Annotated in this window: 18 protein-coding genes; 11 read left to right on the top strand and 7 right to left on the bottom strand. The window is 62.5% G+C overall.

All coding sequences use genetic code 11. The features are described 5' to 3' along the window. Positions 1-5: 5 nt before the first annotated feature. The 4 genes from hpxZ to J9788_RS14230 are packed head-to-tail and all read right to left on the bottom strand — an operon-like array spanning position 6 to position 3,592. Entirely contained in the window at positions 6-395 is a 390-nt protein-coding gene (gene hpxZ / locus J9788_RS14245; RefSeq protein ID WP_046897633.1) for an oxalurate catabolism protein HpxZ, read from the bottom strand. A gap of 3 nt (positions 396-398) precedes the next feature. After that, positions 399-1,793: an AtzE family amidohydrolase gene (locus tag J9788_RS14240; protein WP_182265074.1), complete on the bottom strand. Its 1,395-nt coding sequence runs from the start codon at positions 1,791-1,793 to the stop codon at positions 399-401. Next, on the bottom strand, positions 1,790-1,981 hold the full coding sequence (hpxX, locus tag J9788_RS14235; RefSeq protein ID WP_033634115.1) for an oxalurate catabolism protein HpxX: 192 nt from the start codon (positions 1,979-1,981) through the stop codon (positions 1,790-1,792). The genes J9788_RS14240 and hpxX overlap by 4 nt, the downstream gene beginning before the upstream one ends. Before the next feature lie 24 nt (positions 1,982-2,005). After that, the gene (locus J9788_RS14230) at positions 2,006-3,592 is read right to left on the bottom strand and encodes a gamma-glutamyltransferase family protein (protein WP_046897635.1); all 1,587 of its coding nucleotides are present in this window, start codon (positions 3,590-3,592) and stop codon (positions 2,006-2,008) included. A 142-nt stretch (positions 3,593-3,734) separates the two neighbouring features. Between J9788_RS14230 and J9788_RS14225 the strand changes: the two genes are divergently transcribed. The 7 genes from J9788_RS14225 to hpxK all read left to right on the top strand — a co-directional run bounded on the left by J9788_RS14225 (position 3,735) and on the right by hpxK (position 10,171). After that, complete coding sequence (locus J9788_RS14225; RefSeq protein WP_182265134.1) at positions 3,735-4,574, top strand: MurR/RpiR family transcriptional regulator; 840 nt, start codon at positions 3,735-3,737, stop codon at positions 4,572-4,574. 215 nt (positions 4,575-4,789) lie between these two features. After that, positions 4,790-5,581 (top strand): transporter substrate-binding domain-containing protein, encoded by a 792-nt coding sequence (locus J9788_RS14220; RefSeq protein ID WP_046897636.1) that lies wholly within the window; start codon positions 4,790-4,792, stop codon positions 5,579-5,581. 12 nt (positions 5,582-5,593) lie between these two features. Next, complete coding sequence (locus J9788_RS14215; RefSeq protein WP_046897637.1) at positions 5,594-6,259, top strand: amino acid ABC transporter permease; 666 nt, start codon at positions 5,594-5,596, stop codon at positions 6,257-6,259. After that, positions 6,259-6,915, top strand: coding sequence for an amino acid ABC transporter permease (locus J9788_RS14210; RefSeq protein ID WP_033634111.1), 657 nt, complete (start codon positions 6,259-6,261; stop codon positions 6,913-6,915). The genes J9788_RS14215 and J9788_RS14210 overlap by 1 nt, the downstream gene beginning before the upstream one ends. After that, the gene (locus J9788_RS14205; protein WP_033641954.1) at positions 6,896-7,639 is read left to right on the top strand and encodes an amino acid ABC transporter ATP-binding protein; all 744 of its coding nucleotides are present in this window, start codon (positions 6,896-6,898) and stop codon (positions 7,637-7,639) included. Before J9788_RS14210 ends, J9788_RS14205 begins: the two co-directional genes overlap by 20 nt. A 46-nt stretch (positions 7,640-7,685) precedes the next feature. Continuing rightward, positions 7,686-8,930: an alanine--glyoxylate aminotransferase family protein gene (locus tag J9788_RS14200; protein WP_182265073.1), complete on the top strand. Its 1,245-nt coding sequence runs from the start codon at positions 7,686-7,688 to the stop codon at positions 8,928-8,930. Further along, positions 8,927-10,171: an allantoate amidohydrolase gene (gene hpxK, locus J9788_RS14195; protein ID WP_099785087.1), complete on the top strand. Its 1,245-nt coding sequence runs from the start codon at positions 8,927-8,929 to the stop codon at positions 10,169-10,171. Before J9788_RS14200 ends, hpxK begins: the two co-directional genes overlap by 4 nt. On the opposite strand, the gene J9788_RS14190 is transcribed toward hpxK, so the two are convergent. Both J9788_RS14190 and J9788_RS14185 read right to left on the bottom strand, forming a co-directional pair. Next, a complete protein-coding gene (locus J9788_RS14190) occupies positions 10,172-10,945 on the bottom strand; it encodes an amidohydrolase (RefSeq protein ID WP_182265072.1) in 774 nt (257 codons plus the stop codon). After that, the gene (locus tag J9788_RS14185) at positions 10,933-12,093 is read right to left on the bottom strand and encodes a pyridoxal phosphate-dependent aminotransferase (protein ID WP_182265071.1); all 1,161 of its coding nucleotides are present in this window, start codon (positions 12,091-12,093) and stop codon (positions 10,933-10,935) included. Before J9788_RS14185 ends, J9788_RS14190 begins: the two co-directional genes overlap by 13 nt. A 164-nt stretch (positions 12,094-12,257) precedes the next feature. Here J9788_RS14185 and J9788_RS14180 point away from each other — a divergent pair, with 164 nt between their 5' ends. Genes J9788_RS14180 through J9788_RS14170 form a run of 3 tightly spaced genes read left to right on the top strand, consistent with a single transcriptional unit; the run spans position 12,258 to position 14,097 of the window. After that, on the top strand, positions 12,258-12,872 hold the full coding sequence (locus J9788_RS14180; protein ID WP_033651006.1) for a methylthioribulose 1-phosphate dehydratase: 615 nt from the start codon (positions 12,258-12,260) through the stop codon (positions 12,870-12,872). After that, the gene (gene mtnC, locus J9788_RS14175) at positions 12,869-13,558 is read left to right on the top strand and encodes an acireductone synthase (RefSeq protein WP_046688277.1); all 690 of its coding nucleotides are present in this window, start codon (positions 12,869-12,871) and stop codon (positions 13,556-13,558) included. Before J9788_RS14180 ends, mtnC begins: the two co-directional genes overlap by 4 nt. Beyond that, entirely contained in the window at positions 13,555-14,097 is a 543-nt protein-coding gene (locus J9788_RS14170; protein ID WP_182265070.1) for an acireductone dioxygenase, read from the top strand. The genes mtnC and J9788_RS14170 overlap by 4 nt, the downstream gene beginning before the upstream one ends. A 16-nt stretch (positions 14,098-14,113) precedes the next feature. Here the strand turns inward: J9788_RS14170 and mtnA are convergent, their stop codons facing one another. Then, positions 14,114-15,142, bottom strand: a complete 1,029-nt coding sequence (gene mtnA, locus J9788_RS14165; protein ID WP_182265069.1) for an S-methyl-5-thioribose-1-phosphate isomerase — start codon at positions 15,140-15,142, stop codon at positions 14,114-14,116. A 146-nt stretch (positions 15,143-15,288) separates the two neighbouring features. Here mtnA and mtnK point away from each other — a divergent pair, with 146 nt between their 5' ends. Continuing rightward, a complete protein-coding gene (gene mtnK, locus J9788_RS14160; protein WP_046897644.1) occupies positions 15,289-16,488 on the top strand; it encodes an S-methyl-5-thioribose kinase in 1,200 nt (399 codons plus the stop codon). Positions 16,489-16,881: the final 393 nt, after the last annotated feature.

Below are 16,881 nucleotides of genomic sequence, written 5' to 3'. Positions count from 1 at the left end.
GAGCCCTAAGACGCGTCGAGCAGGCTGACGTGCGCCGCTACGATGCGCCAGCCACAGGGCAGCTTGACCCAGGTTTGCATTTGCCGCCCCCTGCGGTTGCTGCCCGGCCGATGAAATTCCGTGCTGGCTACCGCCATATCTTCACCAAAAGTCGTGATTTGGGTGTTTTCCAACAGCCGCTCCAGCCCGTTGGCCGGGCGCCGTTGACGAAAATCGCGGATCTCGTCGATACCGTAGAGGCTTTCGGTGGCGCCATAGCGCACCGTGCGCGCGTCGTGCCAGAACAACTCGTCCAGCACATCGATGTCATTGCTGATTAACGCCTGCTCATAGCGGTAAAAGGCGGCGTTGACCTCCGCCAGCACCGCCGGCCGATCGATATGTTCACTGTTCATTGATTACTCCTGTTTGCAGACGCAAGTGGCGATGCCGGCGCATTCCAGCGCATAGGCGGCGCGCAGCGCCAAATCTTCGCGCCACGGCGGGGCGATCAGTTGCAGGCCGATCGGCAGACCGGATGCGCTTTTCAAAGGAACCGTCACGACCGGCAGGCCAAGGAAGGAAATCGGCTGCGTCAGCATGCCCATACTGGCGCGGATCGGCAGATCGACGCCGTTGATGCGCATCGTTTCCTGGCCGATCGGCGTGGCGCTGCATGGCGTCGCCGGGGCGATCAAAATGTCCCAGTGCTTGAACAGCGGCGCGGCTTGCCGGCGAAACGCGTGACGAAAGCGCTGTGCCTGCAAATACCAGGTGGCGGGGAGCATGGCGCCGGCCAGCAGTCGTTCTCGCGACAGTGGCTCGAAGCGTTCGGGTTGGCTGCGCAACTGCGGCAGATAGCGATGGCCGCCCTCTGAGGCGCTGAGGATAAAGGCCGCCGATCGGGCCAGCTCGGCCTGCGGCAGCTCGACTTCGGCGCTGGCTGCCAGCGCTTGCGCCACCTGGTTGACTGCGGCCTTGGCGTCATCATTGCACCATTGCAGGAAATAGCCGCCTAACACCGCGCAGCGCAGGTTCTGGCTGCCCTGCGCCAGCAACGCTTCGGTGCGGGAAATCGGTTGATCGCTCTGGAACGGATCCTCGGCGTCGATGCCCTGCATCGCGTCATACACCGTCGCGAGATCGTGCACCCGGCGGGCGAACGGGCCGATGTGATCCAGGCTGTCGACAAACGGCTGGCTGCCGCTGCGCGAAAGGCGGCCGAAGGTCGGTTTCAGACCATAAATGCCGCACAGCGAGGCGGGCACGCGTATAGAGCCATTGGTGTCGCTGCCGAGCGAGAAGGTCACCAGGCCGGCCGCCACCGCTGCGGCCGAGCCGCCCGAAGAGCCGCCGGCGATGCGCCCGAGGTCATGCGGGTTTCGGGTGGCACCGTAATGGCTGTTCTCGGTGGTGAAACCGTAGGCGTAGGCGTCCATGTTCAACATGCCGCAAAGCAACGCGCCTTGATCCGCCAGCCGGGAGACGCCCCAGGCGTCGCGGCCGGCCGGTGGCCGATCGCTGAACAAGCGGGCGCCGGCCAGCGTGGTTTCACCGGCGACGTCGAACAGGTTTTTTACCGCATAGGGAATGCCGGCCAAAGCGGGCAGCGTTTGCCCAAGCGCGCGCGAACGGTCGAGGCGATCGGCTTCTTTTTGCATGCGTTCCCGGGTGATGTGCGTAAAGGCGTTCAGCGCGGGATTCTGACGGTCGATGTGATCGAGCGTATGCCGGACGATCTCGCGCGCCGAGAGCGCGCCGCGTTCAAGGGCCGTACGGATCTCGGCGAGCGACAGGGCGCTTAAGGGATTCATGGGCGATATACCCCCGCGATTTCCTGGCGCGGATCCAGCGGTAAGGCCATCAGCGGTTCGGCCAGCGCGGCGATGCGTTCGATCTGTTTCAACAGTTCCCGGCGGCGGACATCGTCCAGTTCCACGGCCAGCACGGTTTCCATCTGGTGGATATAGGCCGCCCAATCGGCGGCGTGTTGATTGTTCATAAGCGATCCCGATAAATAAGAGAGTCAGAAGCCGGCGGCGCTGCCGTTGCTTCGCGGATCGAAAGCGCCTTCGAACATGCCGTTGGTGTGGCGTACGACGGCGCCGGCATGGCCGACCGTTTCGCTGAACGCCGGCAGCAGTTCAACGGCGTGGCCGCGCTGTCGCAGATAGTCGAGGGTCGCCGCGTTAAAGCGCCCCTCAAGCTTCAACGAGTCCGAACTTTCGCCCCAGGTTCGCCCCAGCAGCCAGCGCGGCGCGCTGATCGCCTGCTGCAGCGGCAGCCCTTGCACCACATGCCGCACGAATAACGCCGCTTGAGTCTGCGGCTGGCCGTCACCACCCATCGAGCCGTAGATCAGCGTGCGTCCGTCATACAGCCGGGCGGCGGCCGGGTTCAGCGTATGGAACGGCTGCTTGCCCGGCGCCAGCGCCAGCAGATGATCGGCGTCCAGGCTGAAAGAGGCGCCGCGGTTTTGCCACAGGACGCCGCTGTTCGGCAGTACCACGCCGCTGCCGAATTCGTGGTAGATGCTCTGAATGAAGGAGACCGCCAGGCCGCTGCTGTCCATCACCCCCATCCAGACCGTATCGCCGGGTCCTTTGCCCTGGCCCCAGTCGGCCGCTTTTTGGCCGTCGATGCGCCCGGCCAGCCTATCCAAATGTTCGGCCGCCAGCAGCGCCTGCGGATCCTGCGTCATGTGGCGCGGATCGGTGATGAAACGGTCGCGCAGATCGAACGCCAGCTTGGTGGCCTCGACCACGGCGTGCACCACGGCGCCTTCGCTCTGTCCGACCAGCGGCAGACGGTCGGTCAGCCCGAGGATGGCAAGCGACACCAGCCCTTGGGTCGGGGGAGCCAGATTGAATATTTCACCTTTTTGGTGTTCCAGGCGCAGCGGAGGACGGCGGCATGGCCGATAACTCGCCAGATCCTGAGCGGTAAGCGGCATGCCCAACATCGCCATGTCCGCCGCCATGCTTTCAGCCAGCGGGCCGCGATAAAAACTGTCGAGCCCGTCCTCACTCAGTGCGATCAGCGTATCGGCCAGCTGCGGTTGGCAGAATCGTTGGCCGGCAAGCGGGATCTTTCCCTGCGGCAGGTAAATGCGGGCGAAGGGGGCGAACTCCTCCAGCTCGTGGCGTTTGCTGCGCGTCGCCGCCTCTTGGGAGGCGGTGACCGGAATGCCGTCGGCGGCGTAGCGTATGGCGTCGGCGAGCAACCGCGACAGCGGCAGCGGCGTTTCGCCCAGTTCGGCCGAATAGGCCAACGCCTCCTGCCAACCGCCGACGGTGCCGGCCACGGTCAACGCCGCTTTTGGGCCGCGCTGCGGGATGCGGCTTTCTCCGGCGTACAGCGCCGGCGTCGCCAGCGAGCCGGCGGCGCCGCTGGCGTCGATGGTCAGCGGCTCGCCCTGCGGCGGCACGATCAGCCAGAAACCGTCACCGCCGATGCCGTTCATGTGCGGATAGACCACGGCGATGGTCGCGGCGGCGGCCACCATCGCCTCAATGGCGTTGCCGCCTTCGCGCAGCACCGCCAGCGCGCTTTGGCTGGCGAGATGGTGTGGAGTGACCGCCATGCCCTGTGGCGCGGTATTGCTGTTAATCATGTTTCTGCCCTTGTCTGAGGTGAGCGTTCGGGTAACAGAAGCAAGAGGCGTTCCACTTTTAATCAGGACGATTAATTGCTTGTCAGAGAGGGGCCGGGGCGTGCTATGTTCCGGTGAAACAAAAGTTACAGCGAGAGTGATGATGCAGCCCTTCGATGAACGCCTGCGCAACGAATATCCGCAATTGGCGCCGCAGGAACAGCGCGTCGCCGACTTTATCCTCGATCATTTCGACGACCTGATCAGTTACAACAGCGCCGAGCTGGCGCGCTTGAGCGGGGTTTCTAAAGCCACGGTCAGCAGGCTGTTCAAGCGGTTGGGGTATCGCAGCTACAAGGACATGCGCGCTGAGCTGCGCACCCTGCGCCAGAGCGGCATGCCGGTGACCGACGAGAGGCATGCGGTGCAGGGCAATACGCTGCTGGCGCGGCATTACAAGCAGGAAATGGCTAACCTCTCGCACTGGGTGAGCCATCTCGATGTGGAGCAATTCGGCGCGGTGATCGCCGCGCTGGCGCGGGCGCGGCGGGTCGCGCTGCTGGGGTTTCGCAACAGCTATCCGATAGCCATGCATCTGCGTCAGCAGCTGATGCAGGTGCGGGAGCGGGTGATGCTGATGCCGCAGCCCGGCCAGACGCTGGCGGAGGAGCTGGTCGATCTCGCGCCGCAGGATATGGCGGTGGTGGTGGCGTTTCGGCGCCGGCCGCGTCAGCTCAAGGCGATACTGACGCAGCTGCAGACTCGCCGGGTGCCGACGCTGTTGATCTGCGAACCGCAGGCGCAGGCGCTGATCCCGCTGGCGGACTGGCATTTGGCCGCTTCGCTGGACAGCGTCTCCGCCTTCGACAGCTATTCAGCCGCCATGAGCTTATGCAACCTGCTCAGCAACGCCCTGCTGCATGAGATGTTGGAGCAGGGGCGATCGCGTATTCATCATATTGCCGGTCTGTATCAGGATTTGGACGAACTGGAACCGCGCTAACCGGCGCTTTTTGGTGCTGATGCACATTTTTGGTGCATCTCTGGCCTGCCTGCTTTCCCTTTCTCCGTCGCCGGCTCGCTGAGGTCGGCAGGTTTTTTCTCGTTAATCAGTGCCAGTTAAGGCATGGGTTCGACGTATTTTCGATTGGCACATTAGTTGCAGAGCTTGTGGTGTAAGAATCTTTTGTTTCATCTTTTCACCATCGGGGATACGCTATGAACATCAAAAAAACGCTGTGGACGGTTTTCACCGGGATCGCCTTGCTGGCGCAGGCCGCGCCGACCATGGCGGATCAATTGCAAGAGATCCGGCAGCGCGGCGTCCTGCGCGTGGCTGTGCCGCAGGATTTCCCGCCATTCGGCTCGGTGGGCACCGATCTGCAGCCCCAGGGTTATGACATCGATATGGCGCGTTATCTGGCCGATAAGATGAAACTTAAGTTGCAGTTGGTGCCGGTCACCAGCGCCAACCGGGTGCCCTATCTGCAGACCAATAAAGTGGATCTGGTGATCTCCAGCCTGGGCAAAAATCCGGAGCGTGAAAAGACCATCGCCTTCAGCCGCGCCTATGCGCCGTTCTTCCTGGGGGTCTTTGGTCCGAAAGACGGCGCGTTGGCGAACATGGCGCAGCTCGATGGCAAGACCGTCGGCGTCACGCGCGGTGCGGTGGAGGATATGGTGCTGAGCGACGGCGCGCCTAAAGGGGCGCAGATCAAGCGTTATGAGGATAACAACACAACGCTGTCGGCCTATCTCTCCGGGCAGGTGCAGTACATCGCCACCGGTAACATGGTGGTGAGCGCCCTGGCGCGCCAGAATCCGGGCAAGGCGCCGACCGCCAAGTTCATGTTGAAAGATTCGCCGTGTTTCGTGGGGTTGCGCCAGGGAGAACCGGCCTTGAAAGCGGCGGTGGATGCGCTGATTGGACAGGCGCTGGCGGACAAGACGCTGAATGGCCTGTCGGAGAAATGGTTGAAGGCGCCGCTGCCCGATGGTTTTGGCGCATAACGGGAGCGGCGGATGACCTATCAGCTGAATTTCTCCGCGCTCTGGCCCTACATGCCTGAGCTGTTGGCGGGGTTACTGACGACGATGGCGCTGACGGCGCTGGCGACGTTGATGGGGGTTGCGCTGGGCATTTGCGGCGCGGCGATCCGCAGCGGCCGGGTCGGCGCGCTGAGCCGCCTTTGGGGCGTTTACGTCGAAGTAGTGCGCAACACGCCGTTCGTCGTGCAGTTGTTCTTCATCGTGTTCGGCCTGCCGAGCCTGGGCTGGAAACTGACGGCCGGGCAGGCGGCGCTGCTGGCGATGGTGATCAACCTTGGCGCCTACAGCACCGAAATTATTCGCGCCGGCATTCAGGTCACGCCGAAGGGGCAGTGGGAAGCGGGACGCGTGTTGGGGCTCAGCCGCAGCCAGACCTTTTTACGCATCGTACTGCCGCCGTCGCTGCAGCGTATTTATCCGGCGTTGGTGAGCCAGTGCATCATTGTGATGCTGGGATCCTCGGTGGTGTCGCAGGTCTCATTCGAAGAGCTGACCTTCGCCGCCAACCTGATCCAGTCGCGCACCTTCCTCAGCTTCGAAGTCTATCTGGTGACGGCGCTGCTTTATCTGTTGTTGTCGCTGTTGATGCGTCAACTGTTGCTGGCCGCCGGGCGGCGTTTTTTAGGGAGCCGGAACTGATGCTGACGTTTACCGATTGGGACATCGTGCGCAATCTGCTGTTGGCGGCTCGCTGGACGCTGCTGCTGTCGTTGACGGCATTTTTCGGCGGCACGCTGGTGGCGCTGCCGCTGGTGTTGATGCGCCTGAGCAAGCGCCGCTGGGCAATGCGTTTTGTCCGCGTTTACGCGGAACTGTTTCAGGGCACGCCGCTGCTGATGCAGCTGTTTTTGGCGTTTTTCGGTCTGGCGCTGTTCGGCGTCGACGTCAGCCCATGGACCGCGGCCGCGCTGGCGCTGACGCTATTCACCAGCGCTTTTCTGGTGGATATCTGGTCCGGCAGCATCGCCGCCTTGCCGAAAGGTCAGTGGGAGGCAGCCCGTTGTCTCGGGCTGAGTTTCGCGCAGACGCTGATGCGCGTCATCACGCCGCAGGCGGTGCGTATCGCCATTGCGCCGACCGTCGGTTTCTCGGTTCAGGTGATCAAGGGCACCGCCTTGGCGTCGATCATTGGCTTCGTCGAGCTGACCAAGGCCGGCACCATGCTGAACAATGTGACTTATCAGCCCTTCAAGGTGTTTGGTCTGGTCGCGTTGGGCTATTTCCTGATGTGCTATCCCTTGTCGCGTTACAGCCATTATCTGGAGAAGAAATGCCATGCCGATCATCACCATTAATCAGGTTCAAAAATATTACGGTCAGAATCATGTGTTGAAGGGCGTGGATCTGGATATCGACATGGGGCAGGTGGTCTCGATCATCGGCCGCAGCGGATCTGGTAAAAGCACGCTATTGCGCTGCATCAACGGGCTGGAAGGGTATCAGGAAGGGAGCATCAAACTGGGCGGCATGACCATCACCGATCGCGATTCGCAGGCGCGTGAAATCAGCCGCTCGATTGGCATGGTGTTTCAGAACTTCAACCTGTTCCCGCATATGACGGCGCTGGAAAACGTGATGCTGGCGCCGCGCCGGGTGCTGAAAAAAAGCGCTGCCGAGTGCCGCGAGTTGGCCGAACAGATGCTGAACAAGGTGGGATTGGGTGAACGCATGCATTACGCGCCGGCCAACCTTTCCGGCGGGCAACAGCAGCGGGTGGCGATCGCCCGGGCGCTGGCGATGAAACCGAAGGTGTTGCTGTGCGATGAGATCACCTCGGCGCTGGATCCCGAGCTGGTGGGTGAAGTCCTGAAGGTGCTGGAACAGTTAGCGCGAGAGGGCATGACGCTGATTCTGGTCACTCATGAAATGAGCTTCGCCCGCGAGGTGGGCGACCGGGTGGTATTCATGCACCAGGGCAAGGTGTGGGAGCAGGGAAATAGCCGCACGCTGTTCGCCAATCCGCAAACGCAGGAATTGAAACAGTTTATCGCTTCTGTGCGCGGGTTGTCAGAAGCCTGATTTCGGCAAATAAAATGACAAGTTATTAAGCTGGTAAGGAAATAACATGCTAACTACTCCGCAATTCGAACAGATTAACCCGCCGGCGCGCCTGCTGATGGGGCCGGGGCCGATCAACGCCGATCCGCGCGTGCTGCGCGCCATGTCGAGCCAACTGATCGGCCAGTACGATCCGGCAATGACCGGTTACATGAATCAGGTCATGGCGCTATATCGCGCGCTGTTCCGCACCGAAAACCGCTGGACGATGCTGGTGGACGGCACCTCGCGCGCCGGTATCGAGGCGCTGCTGGTTTCTGCCATTCGTCCGGGCGATAAGGTGCTGGTGCCGGTATTCGGCCGCTTTGGACATCTGCTGTGCGAAATTGCCCGCCGTTGTCGCGCCGAGGTACACACGATCGACGCGCCGTGGGGCGAGGTGTTCAGCGCCGATCGCATCGAAGACGCGATTAAGCGGGTGCGCCCGCGCCTGCTGCTGACGGTGCAGGGCGACACGTCCACCACCATGCTGCAGCCGCTGCATGAGCTGGGCGATATCTGCCGCCGCCACGGCGTGCTGTTCTATACCGATGCGACGGCGTCTTTTGGCGGGAACCCGCTGGAGACCGACGCCTGGGGGCTGGATGCGGTCTCCGCCGGGCTGCAGAAGTGCCTGGGCGGCCCTTCAGGCAGTTCGCCGATCACCCTCAGCCCGCAGTTTGAAGAGATCGTACGCCGTCGCAAATGCGTGGAGGAGGGGATCCGCACCGCCGAACATGCCGACGGCGACGACGAGATGATCTACTCCAACTATTTCGACCTCGGCATGATCATGGATTATTGGGGGCCGGAACGCCTGAATCACCATACCGAAGCCACCAGCATGTTGTTCGCGGCGCGAGAATGCGCGCGGGTGATCCTCAAGGAAGGGCTGGATCAGGCCATTGCCCGCCACCGGCTGCACGGCGCGGCGATGCTGGCGGGCATCCAAGGCATGGGGCTGGCGGTGTTCGGCGATCTCGAGCACCGCATGAATAACGTGCTCGGCGTGATGATCCCGCCGCAGGTGCACGGCGAGCAGGTGCGGCAGATGATGCTGAACGATTTCGCCATCGAAATCGGCACCTCGTTCGGCCCGCTGCAGGGCAAGATCTGGCGCATCGGCACCATGGGCTACAACGCGCGCAAAGATTGCGTGCTGCAAACGCTGGCGGCGCTGGAGGCGGTGTTGAACCGGTTGGGCTTCGCCACGCAACAGGGGGAGGCCCTCCAGGCGGCCTGGAACCTGTACGATGCAGGACGGCCAGAATGACGCCGCAGGAAGCGCAGCAGGCCGCCGCGCGGGTGATGGCGCGCTGTGATGAGCTGGCGGCGATCAGCGCGGAGCCCGGTAAACTGACGCGTCTTTATCTGTCTGCGGAACATCGGCGCGCCAACGTTCTGGTGGGCGAATGGATGCGCGAGAGCGGCATGCGGGTGTGGCAAGACAGCGTCGGCAATATCTGTGGCCGTTATGAAGGCCTCACGCCCGGCGCCCCCGCGCTGCTGCTCGGTTCGCATCTGGACACGGTGCGCAACGCCGGGCGTTATGACGGCATGCTCGGCGTGCTCACGGCGCTGGAAACGGTGGCGCAATACCACCGCCAGGGGCGCCGTTTGCCGCTGGCGCTGGAGGTGATCGGCTTTGCCGACGAAGAGGGCGCTCGCTTCGGCGTGACGTTGCTGGGCAGCCGCGGCTTGACCGGCCAATGGCCGCAGGAATGGCTGGCGCAGACTGACGCGGACGGGGTGAGCATCGCGCAGGCCATGCGCGATTTTGGGCTGGAGCCGACGGCGATCGCGCAGGCGCGCCGCGCGCCGCAGGAAATCCGCGCTTATCTGGAATTGCATATCGAACAGGGCCCATGTCTGGAGGCGGCCGACCTGGCGCTGGGGGTGGTGACGGCGATCAACGGCGCGCGTCGGCTTAACTGCGTCTTTAGCGGGGAGGCGGGCCATGCCGGTACGGTGCCGATGGGGCAGCGCAAAGACGCGCTGGCGGCCGCGGCGGAATGGATAACGGCGGTTGAAACGTTGACCCGCGCCGCCGATCCGCATCTGGTGGCCACCGTCGGCTGCATCGAGAGCCTGCCGGGCGCGGCCAACGTGATCCCGGGCGAAGTGCGATTGACGCTCGACGTGCGCGGCCCGCAGGATGCGCCGCTGGCGGCGCTGTTGGCGACGTTGCTGGCGCAGGCGCAGACGATCTGCGCACGCCGCGGAGCGCGCTTCGCCAGCGAGGAGTTTTACCGCATTGACGCCACCGCCTGCGATAGCGATCTGCAGCGCCGCTGGCAGGCGGCCGTCGAGCAGGTACAGGGGCAGAGTCTGGCGCTGCCGAGCGGCGCCGGTCATGACGCCATCGCCGTGGCGGCGCAATGGCCGGTCGGCATGCTGTTCGTGCGTTGCGCCGGCGGCGTCAGCCATCATCCGGCTGAAGCGGTGCGGCAGGCGGACGTCGCGCTGGCGATCCAGGCCTATTGCCTGACGATCGCCGGCTGGGATCGCGTTTAATCAATCAAGACGCAGAAAGCTGTCGGCATCGCGCCAGGCCGGGAAGGCGCTGCGGTAACTCTGCAGGGTTTCCAGCGACAGCTCGGCGTCCAGCCGCGCGGCTGCGCCGGGCTCGGCATCCGCCAGGATCTCGCCCTGCGGGCTGATGATCAGGCTGTCTCCGCTGTAGTTCAGGCCGTTCGGATCGTCGCCCACCCGGTTGCAGCCCGCCACATACACCTGATTTTCAATCGCCCGCGCCGCCAGCAGCGTTTGCCAGTGTTTGCTGCGTGGCGCCGGCCAGTTGGCGACGTACAGGGCCAGATCGTAATCCTGTTGGTAACGCGCCCAAACCGGGAAACGCAGGTCGTAGCAGATTTGCGGCAGGATGCGCCAGCCGCGCCACTCGAAAATTTCACGCCGGTTGCCGGCCTGGTAGTGCAGGTGTTCGCCGGCCATGCGGAACAGGTGGCGTTTGTCATAGGTGTGCACCTGGCCGCCCGGCTCCACCAGCAGGAAACGGTTGACCGCACCTTCGGCGGTTTTCAACGCCACGCTGCCGCCGATTAGCGCGTGGCTTTTCACCGCCCAACCGTGCAGCCAGTCGATCACCTGCTGTTCGGGTAGGGCGCTCTCGCCGGCATCCATGGCAAAACCGGTGGTGAACATTTCCGGCAAGACGATGAGATCGCGCCCGACGATCGGTGCCAGCAACGCGTCGAAGGCGGCCAGGTTAGCGGGGCCGTCGCGCCAGACCAGAGGTTGCTGCAACAGGGTAATTTTTAAAGTCGACATAACCGCTCCGCAGCTGCATCCAGCGTGGCGTCCTGTTTAGCGAAGCACAGCCGGATCAATTTATGGGGGAAAGGATCGGCACAGAAGACCGACAGCGGAATGGCCGCCACGCCCACGTGCTCGGTTAACCAATGGCAGAACGCCACATCGTCCAGATCGGAGATGGCGCTGTAGTCCGCCAGCAAGAAGTATGTACCGGCGCAGGGTAAAATTTCCAGTCGGCTGCTCGCCAGCGCTTGCACGAAGCGATCGCGCTTGGCGCGGTAGAATGCCGGCAGCTGTCGCCAGTGCTCCGGCTCGGCGCGCAGGCTATCCGCCAGCGCCAGCTGCGCCGGGGTGTTGACCGAAAAGGTCAGATATTGATGCACCTTGCGCACCTCGGCGCTCAGCGCGGTGGGCGCCACGCAGTAACCCACTTTCCAGCCGGTCATGTGGAAGGTTTTACCGAAGGAGGACACCGCGATCGCCCGTTGGCGCAGCTGTGGGTGGGCTAATACGCTGGCGTGCCCGCCTTTGGCGAAGCAGATGTGTTCGTAGACTTCGTCGCTGAGCACGTAGATCTCGCGTTCGGCGATGGCGTGCCACAGCTGCTGCATGTCTTCCGCCTGCCAGGCAGTGGCGGACGGATTGTGCGGCGTATTGACGATCACCAGGCGGGTGCGCGGCGACAGCGCGGCGGCGAACCGTTGCCAATCCACGGCAAACGCGGGCGGCTGCAGGGCGAGGCGTTTGAGTACGCCGCCGGCCAGCGTCACTGCCGGCGCGTAGCTGTCGTAGCTCGGATCAAAACAGACCACCTCATCGCCGGGGCGCACCAGCGCCGTGATGGCGGCGAACAGCGCTTCGGTGGCGCCGGCGGTGACGGTCACTTCGCTGCCGGCATCCGGCTGCCAGCCATATAGCTCGGCGGTTTTGTCGGCGATGGCTTCGCGCAGCGCCGCCACGCCGGTCATTGGCGCATATTGGTTGGCGCCCTGGGCGACGTGCCAGGCCAGGCGTGCTTTCAGGTAGTCCGGCCCGTCAAAATCAGGGAAGCCCTGTGACAGGTTGATCGCCTGATGCTGCTGCGCCAGCGCGCTCATCTGGGTGAAGATGGTGGTGCCCAGGGCGGGCAGTTTACTGTCGGGAATCAATGCGGAAGTGCTCATAGCAGGTGAATACTCCAGGCGCTTATATTGCCGTCAATATAACACGATGCTAGTATTTGGCAATCAAGACGCTTAGATGGCTAAATGCGAAAAAGTGCTTAGCCTGTCGCGCAGCTGGCTAAGCTTCACCTGCTGACCGCTATACCGAACGGGAAACGATAACAATGACGGAGAATCCGCAACTTAACGCATTACTGGCGGCCTGCCACTGGATTGGCGACAAAGGCTGGTGTCCGGCGACCGGTGGCAACATGTCGCTGCGCCTCGACGAACGCCAGTGCCTGGTCACCGAGTCCGGCAAAGACAAAGGGAGTCTGAGCGCCGCCGATTTTCTGCGGGTGGATATCGCTGACAATCACGTGCCGAGCGGCCGTACGCCGTCGGCGGAAACCGGGCTGCATACGCTGCTCTATCGCTTGTACCCGCACCTTGGCGCGGTGTTGCATACCCATTCCGTCAACGCCACCGTGTTGTCGCGGGTGGAACGCGGCGATGCGTTGGTGCTGCAGGGGTACGAAATGCAAAAGTCGCTCGCCGGTCAGCGCAGCCACCTGGACAGCGTGGCGATCCCCATTTTCGATAACGATCAGGACATTCCCCGGCTGGCGTCGCGCGTCGCGGCCTATGCCGAGGTCACGCCGCTGCAGTACGGTTTTCTGGTGCGCGGCCACGGTCTTTATTGCTGGGGAAGCCAGGTGGCGGAAGCCCGCCGCCATCTCGAAGGGCTGGAATTCCTGTTCCAGTGTGAACTGCAACGTCGCTTGCTGGAGGCGAAATGATCCGCGCTATCGTGACCGATATTGAAGGCACCACCAGCGATATTCGCTTCGTGCATCAGGTGCTGTTTCCCTATGCCCGCGAGCGGCTGGCGGATTTTGTACGCCGTCACGCCACGGAGAGCGAAGTCGCCGCGCCGTTGGCGGCGCTGCGCGCTGAAATTGACCAGCCGCAGGCGGATCTCGACGCGCTGATCGCCGCGCTGTATCGCTTTATGGATGAAGATCGCAAATCCACCGCGCTCAAGGCGCTGCAGGGCATCATCTGGCGCAGCGGCTATCGCGAGGGCGACTTCCGCGGACATCTTTATCCGGAGGTCGCCGGGCAATTGGCCGCCTGGCAGCGCCAGGGGCTGAAGCTTTACGTTTATTCTTCCGGTTCGGTGGAGGCGCAAAAGCTGCTGTTCGGCCACAGCGACGCCGGCGATCTGCAGCCGCTGTTCAGCGGCTATTTCGACACCCGCGTCGGCGCCAAGCGTGAAACCGCGTCGTACCGCAACATCGCGCAGGCTATCGGTATCGCGCCCGACGAACTGCTGTTCCTGTCCGATATTCACCAGGAGCTGGACGCCGCGCAGGCCGCCGGCTGGCATACCTGCCAGCTGATCCGCGATGAGGCGGACGCACAGAGCCGGCATCCGCAGGTCAGCCGTTTTGATCACATCGATTTAGGGGAGTTTGTCTCATGAGTGGATTGACCATTTTCAGTGATACAGCACCGCAGCAGCCGCTGTGGCAGAGCCGCGACGCGCAGGAAATCCAGCGCCAGCTGGCGCAGATCGGCGTGCGCTTTGAGCGTTGGCAGGCGGATCGCGAGTTGGGCGACAACCCGCAGCCGGAGGCGGTGATCGCCGCCTACCAGCATGAGATCGACCGGCTGGTGGCGGAAAAGGGCTACCAGAGTTGGGACGTGATCAGCATGCGGCCGGACCATGAGCAGCGTCAGGCGCTGCGCGAAAAATTCCTGTCCGAACACACGCACGGCGAGGATGAAGTGCGCTTTTTCGTTGAAGGGTCGGGGCTGTTTTGCCTGCATCTGGACGGCAAGATCTTCCAGATCCTGTGCGAAAAGAACGATCTGATCTCGGTGCCGGCCAACACCCGTCACTGGTTCGATATGGGCTCGGCGCCGCACTTTACCGCGATCCGGGTATTTGACAACCCGGAAGGCTGGGTGGCGCATTTCACCGGCGACACGATCGCCGATGCCTATCCGCGCCTGGACTGATCTCAACCGGCGGGCGTTAACCCAGCGCCCGCTGGAAAATCCCCGCTTCAACCTGCTGCGGCGTGATCACGCCGCTATCGAACACCCACCCGCTGATAAGCTTGGTCGGCGTGACGTCGAACGCCGGATTGCAGACCGGCGCATCGGCCGGCGCCCACTGGCAGGCGCCGAAGCTGCCTGAAACGCCGGTGACTTCGGCCGCCGCGCGTTGCTCGATCGGGATGGCGGCGCCGTCCGGACAGTGCGGATCGTGGGTGGTATGCGGGGCAGCCACGTAGAATGGAATGCCATGGTAGTGCGCCAGCACCGCCAGGCTGTAGGTGCCAATCTTGTTGGCGACGTCGCCGTTGGCGGCGATGCGATCCGCGCCGACCCACACCGCATCGACCTGGCCCTGCGCCATCAGGCTGGCGGCCATCGAATCGCAGATCAGGCGATAGGGAATACCCAGCTCGCCCAGCTCCCAGGCGGTCAGACGGCCGCCCTGCAGCAGCGGCCGGGTTTCATCGACCCATACCTGTTGCACTTTGCCCTGCTGGTGGGCGCGCAGCAGCACGCCGATGGCGGTGCCGACGCCGGCGGTGGCCAATCCACCGGTATTGCAGTGGGTCAGCAGGCGGCTGCCGGGCTTGACCAGCCCAGCGCCGTGATCGGCGATGCGATCGCACAGCTGGCGATCTTCCTCCACCAGCCGCAGCGCTTCGTTCACCATCGCCGGCGCCCAGTCAGGCTCCGCCAGCGCCAGCTTCATGCGATCCAGATTGTTCATCAGGTTGACCGCCGTCGGGCGGGCGGCGCGCAGCGTGTGCAGCGCCTGTTCCAGCTCGGCGCGCGGCACACCGCGTTCCGCCAGCAGCGCCAACAGCAGGCTGGCGGACAGCCCGATCAGCGGCGCGCCGCGCACCCGCAGGCTGTGAATGTGCCCGACCAACTCCTCCACGCTGTCGCAGGCGCGCCACCGCTTTTCCTGCGGCAGGGCTTGCTGATCGAGGATCCAAAGGCGGTTGTCCCGCAGGGACAAACTGGTGGTGTTAAGCGCTTGCATCGGCGGTTAATTCCTTGTTGCGAGGTTATTGCATCTGAAACGCTATTCTGCCAACATGACTTCCAGATGTATAGACGTCCAAATGCTTTTACGTCTAAATAAACAGAATCGCTGGGGTCAGTGAAAGAGAACAGAGGGGTTGGGGAATGTCGCTTTATCGTACGTTTACGGCTGCCGATGCCGTTGAATACGCCCGCCAATACGGGCAGGTGGCCGATCCGCAAGCGCTGGTCAGCGCCGACGAGATCGGCGACGGCAACCTGAACCTGGTGTTCAAGATCCGCGATCGCGAAGGCGTGAGCCGGGTGATCGTCAAACAGGCGTTGCCATACGTGCGCTGCGTGGGCGAATCCTGGCCGCTGACGCTGGATCGGGCGCGCATCGAAGCGGAAACGCTGTTGATCCACGGCGGTTTCTGCCCGCGACATACGGTAAAAGTCCTGCACCACGATCCCGAGTTGGCGGTGATGGTGCAAGAAGATCTCTCCGATCATCGCATCTGGCGCAGCGAACTGGTGCAGGGGAACTATCATCCGCTGGCGGCCGGTCAGCTGGCGGAATACCTGGCGCAGACGCTGTTCCACACCTCCGATTTTTATCAGTCGGCGCAGCAGAAAAAAGCGGAAGTCAGCCGCTTCACCAACCCCGAGCTGTGCCAGATCACCGAAGATCTGTTCTTTACCGATCCCTATATCGACCATGAGCGCAATCAGTTCGAGGCGGCGCTGTTGCCGCAGGTGCAGGCGCTGCGTGAGGATGCGCCGCTGAAGCTGGCGGTCGCCGGCCTGAAACACCGCTTCCTCAGCAAGGCGGAGGCGTTGTTGCACGGGGATATCCACAGCGGTTCAATTTTCGTGGCGGAAGGGCGATTGAAAGCGATCGACGCTGAATTCGGTTTCTACGGCCCGATCGGTTTTGATGTCGGCACTGCGTTAGGCAATCTGCTGCTCAACTATTGCGGCCAGCCTGGGCTGTTCGGGCCGCGCGACGCCGCCGCCGGGCGCGAGCAGCGTCTGCAGGATGTGCGCGAGTTGTGGCTGATCTTTGCCGATCGTTTCCTGGCGCTGTGCCATCAGCAAAGCCGCGATGCGGCGCTGGCGACGCCGGGTTACGCCGAGCAGTTCCTGCAGCAGGTCTGGACTGATGCGGTAGGGTACTGCGGCACCGAGCTGATTCGGCGCACTATCGGCCTGGCGCACGTCGCCGATCTGGACAGCATCGCCGACGCCGACATGCGCCTCGACTGTCAGCGTCATGCGCTGGGTTTGGGGCGCACGCTGATCGTCAATGCGCCGCAGATCGAGCATATCGACGCGCTGCTGGCGCGCATTCGTCAGCAAGGCTGAAGAGCCCGACAGTAATGAGGCAAACCCGGCTGCGGCCGGTTTTTTTTTAATAACTTATTGGCATCAGTAACAGAACAGATAAATTGTTTTTAACTAAAAAGGTATTTTCACTCGCATCTTATTTGTAAATTTAATTATATTTTTTGACCGTTGGTTACATGTCTTTAATATTAATGCCATCCATAAAGAGAGTGCTTATTTATCTGGCTTTCATGGCAGTGAGTAAAATAAAAAAACGCCATCCGTTCTTTTTTTGATCGTTTTATTGTGGGAGTGGGAAGGTGAAAAAAGACTTTTTATCGATAAAAGCTATCATGTCGTCGTTACTTTTTTAGGAAATGGGATGGCTCATGCTTGGGTTTGAATAAAGCAGCGGGTTGATTATCTCAATAT

The sequence above is a fragment of the Serratia sp. X10 genome, assembly GCF_017811775.1.
Taxonomy (GTDB): Bacteria; Pseudomonadota; Gammaproteobacteria; order Enterobacterales; family Enterobacteriaceae; genus Serratia; species Serratia ureilytica.
This window is presented reverse-complemented; position numbering and strand designations above follow the sequence as displayed.